The sequence below is a fragment of the Pseudomonas sp. genome (assembly GCF_026224925.1).
In the GTDB taxonomy this organism is placed as follows: domain Bacteria; phylum Pseudomonadota; class Gammaproteobacteria; order Pseudomonadales; family Pseudomonadaceae; genus Aquipseudomonas.
Map to the genome: position 1 here is coordinate 1 of NZ_JAMFRV010000467.1, position 3,264 is coordinate 3,264.

The 3,264-nt window shown below is 54.0% G+C and carries 4 protein-coding genes; all 4 read left to right on the top strand.

The features are described from left to right. Positions 1–117: anti sigma-E factor RseA C-terminal domain-containing protein (locus M0974_RS20170; protein WP_297840766.1), on the top strand; the 117-nt coding region annotated here is incomplete at its 5' end. Positions 118–131: 14 nt separating this feature from the next. Beyond that, entirely contained in the window at positions 132–1,073 is a 942-nt protein-coding gene (locus M0974_RS20175; RefSeq protein ID WP_297840761.1) for a MucB/RseB C-terminal domain-containing protein, read from the top strand. Between the two features lie 332 nt (positions 1,074–1,405). Then, positions 1,406–2,827 carry a DegQ family serine endoprotease gene (locus M0974_RS20180; RefSeq protein ID WP_297840769.1) on the top strand — a complete coding sequence of 474 codons (1,422 nt, stop codon included), beginning with the start codon at positions 1,406–1,408 and terminating at the stop codon, positions 2,825–2,827. A gap of 190 nt (positions 2,828–3,017) precedes the next feature. After that, on the top strand, positions 3,018–3,264 hold a 247-nt coding region (locus M0974_RS20185; RefSeq protein WP_297840763.1), incomplete at its 3' end, for a GTP-binding protein.

The window sequence follows — 3,264 nt, forward strand, 5'->3', positions numbered from 1 at the left end:
GGTTGGCATGATCAGCGTCTGCCAGGCTATCTGCGTCAGCATGCTCAGCAAGCTGCGTTAAAAGGCACTGAAAGCGCTCTGCCTTACGCACGTGCAGCAAGTCTGGAAAACCGTTAAGGCTAAGGAAGACCATGCGCGCCATCCCTCTATTGCCGCTTTTGCTCGGTGGATGGCTGGTTCTTCCAGTGCATGCCGACGATGCGCAGGACATTCTCAAGCGTCTTGCGCAAGCCGAGCAGCAGCAAAGTTTTCAAGGCACTTTTGTTTACGAGCGTAACGGTAGTTTCTCTACCCATCGAATCTGGCATCGGGTTGCCGATGGCAAGGTTCGTGAGCATATGCTCCAGCTCGATGGTTCTGCACAAGAGGTGCTGCGCGTTGACGGAATTACCCAATGCGTCAGTGGCACACTTGTTTCAGGGATAGCCAATCAGCCCGATTCTCCGGCGCGAGCGTTTGATCCAAAAAAACTGTCAGCCTTTTACGATATTAATATTGTCGGGAAATCTCGCGTGGCCGGTCGTAACGCAATCATTGTTGCGCTGATGCCGCGGGACCAACATCGATATGGTGTTGAGCTGCACTTGGACAGTGAAACAGCGTTGCCGTTGAAGTCATTATTGTTGAATGACAAGGGGCAATTACTTGAGCGATTCCAGTTTACTGAGCTGGACACGCATGACATTCCAAGCGATCAAATGTTGGATGTAACTGCCGATTGCAAGCCTGTGCAAACGGCGAAAGTTAAAGAAGATACGCCGAAAGTTCCGGCTCAATGGCGGTCTGATTGGGTGCCGGATGGTTTCCAGCTGAGCAGTAGTTCTACGCGTAAAGATCCTGTTTCAAAAGTACTGCTGACCAGTTTGATGTATGACGATGGCTTGGCACGTTTTTCGGTGTTCATTGAGCCGCTGAACGGCGCCGCTGTGCCTGATATCCGCACCCAGCTAGGCCCAACGGCTGCAGTCTCGCGACGCGTGACGACGGCTGTCGGCGATGCGATGGTGACAGTGGTAGGTGAAATTCCGATTGGCACTGCTGAGCGAATTGCGCTCTCGATGCGCAGTACCTAAGCGCAGCCTAAACAGGCTGCGAAGTGATGCGCTGCTGCAGAGGAGTCAACGCTGCCAACAAGATTTTCTCATTTGCGGTTGTATGATCCACAGAACGGCTTGAGCTTGTTTCGCAGTTGAGATGCAGAAATGTTTTGTGAAGTTTTTCATTTGCAAAAAAACTCGATTGTTTCTATAGGTCATTGCCCACCGGCTTTGGCCTTAGTCGTTTCTGGGCCAAGAAAATTGGCCGCCAGACTGTCGCCGCAGTGTCCTGCTGCGCGCGCCAGCTTTATCGGGCCGGTCAGTCCGGCAGCTTAACCATCCTCGTTGTGAACGGGAGACGTACCGTGATACCACGCTTGAAGTCCTATTTGTCACTCGTTACCGCTGTGCTGATGCTAAGTCAGGTGGCCGTCGCTCAGGCAGAGGCGTTGCCTGACTTCACCGGTTTGGTCGAACAGACTTCGGCCGCCGTTGTAAACATCAGTACCCGTCAAAAAATGCCCGAGCGTTCCGTTGCTAGTGGGCAGATGCCAGACCTGGATGGTCTTCCACCGCAGCTTCGCGAGTTTTTCGAACACAGCATTCCAAAAGGCCAGCGCACCCCTAAAGGTGATCGGCAGCGCGAAGCCCAGTCTCTGGGCTCAGGCTTCATTATTTCCTCCGACGGCTATGTGTTGACCAATAACCACGTGATCGAAGGTGCCGACGAAATTATCGTGCGTCTTTCCGATCGTAGTGAGCTTAAGGCCAAGCTGATCGGTACTGATCCTCGCACTGACGTTGCCGTCCTTAAGATCGAAGGCAAAGACCTGCCAATCGTCAAAATCGGTGATTCCGACAAGCTGAAAGTCGGTGAATGGGTATTGGCGATCGGTTCGCCGTTTGGCTTTGATCATTCGGTGACCAAAGGTATCGTCAGTGCCAAGGGTCGCAGCCTGCCTAACGACACGTACGTGCCATTCATTCAGACTGACGTGGCCATTAACCCAGGTAACTCCGGCGGCCCGTTGTTCAACATGGCAGGCGAAGTGGTGGGGATCAACTCACAGATATTTACGCGTTCCGGCGGGTTCATGGGCTTGTCCTTTGCGATCCCAATCGATGTTGCCATGGACGTTGCCAACCAGCTGAAAACGGGTGGCAAAGTCAGTCGCGGCTGGTTGGGCGTGGTGATTCAGGAGGTCAACAAAGACTTGGCTGAGTCGTTCGGTCTGGACAAGCCTGCTGGTGCGCTGGTTGCTCAAGTTCTAGACAACGGCCCCGCGGCCAAAGGTGGCGTGCAAGTCGGTGACGTGATCCTTAGCGCCAACGGCCAGCCAATCGTCATGTCCGCCGACTTGCCACATTTGGTTGGCAACATGAAGGACGGCAGCAAAGCTGACCTGGAAGTGATTCGTGACGGCAAGCGTCAAACCGTGACAGTCACCATTGGTGCCCTGCCGGACGAAGGGCAGGAGATGGGCATTCCTGAAGAGGGTATCGAGCGCAGTAGCAATCGGCTCGGTGTCTCGGTGGTCGAGTTGACCGCTGAGCAGAAGAAGAACTTCGACCTCAAGGGTGGCGTGGTCATCAAGGAAGTTGAGGACGGTCCTGCGTCTCGTATCGGTTTGCAGCCGGGCGACGTGATCACTCACCTGAATAATCAACCGATTACTTCTGCCAAAAACTTCACCGATGTCGCAAAAGACCTGCCGAAGAACCGTTCGGTGTCCATGCGCGTGCTGCGTCAGGGCCGAGCAAGCTTCATAACGTTCAAACTGACTGAGTAACGGGCAGTAAACATGAGAAAGGGCGGTGATTACCGCCCTTTTTTGTGTCCGAGCTTCAGCGAAGGCGTCCGCACAGCGCGTGGAAGCCGTTGCTTGGCTACCGAACGTGACGCCCCAGCCTTCCATCAGGTACAATTCCCGGCTATTTTTCGGCGGGCAGTCTGCCTGCAACCTTTTTGAGTGTTGATCCGTGAGTGATTTGAGTCATATCCGCAATTTCTCCATCATCGCCCACATTGACCATGGCAAGTCGACGCTGGCCGACCGCTTCATTCAGATGTGCGGCGGCTTGTCCGAGCGCGAGATGGAAGCTCAAGTCCTCGATTCCATGGATCTGGAACGCGAACGCGGCATCACCATCAAGGCGTCGGCTGTCACGGTGTTCCACGAACACAAGATGGCTGATGGCAAGATGGAAATGTTCATGCTGAACTTCA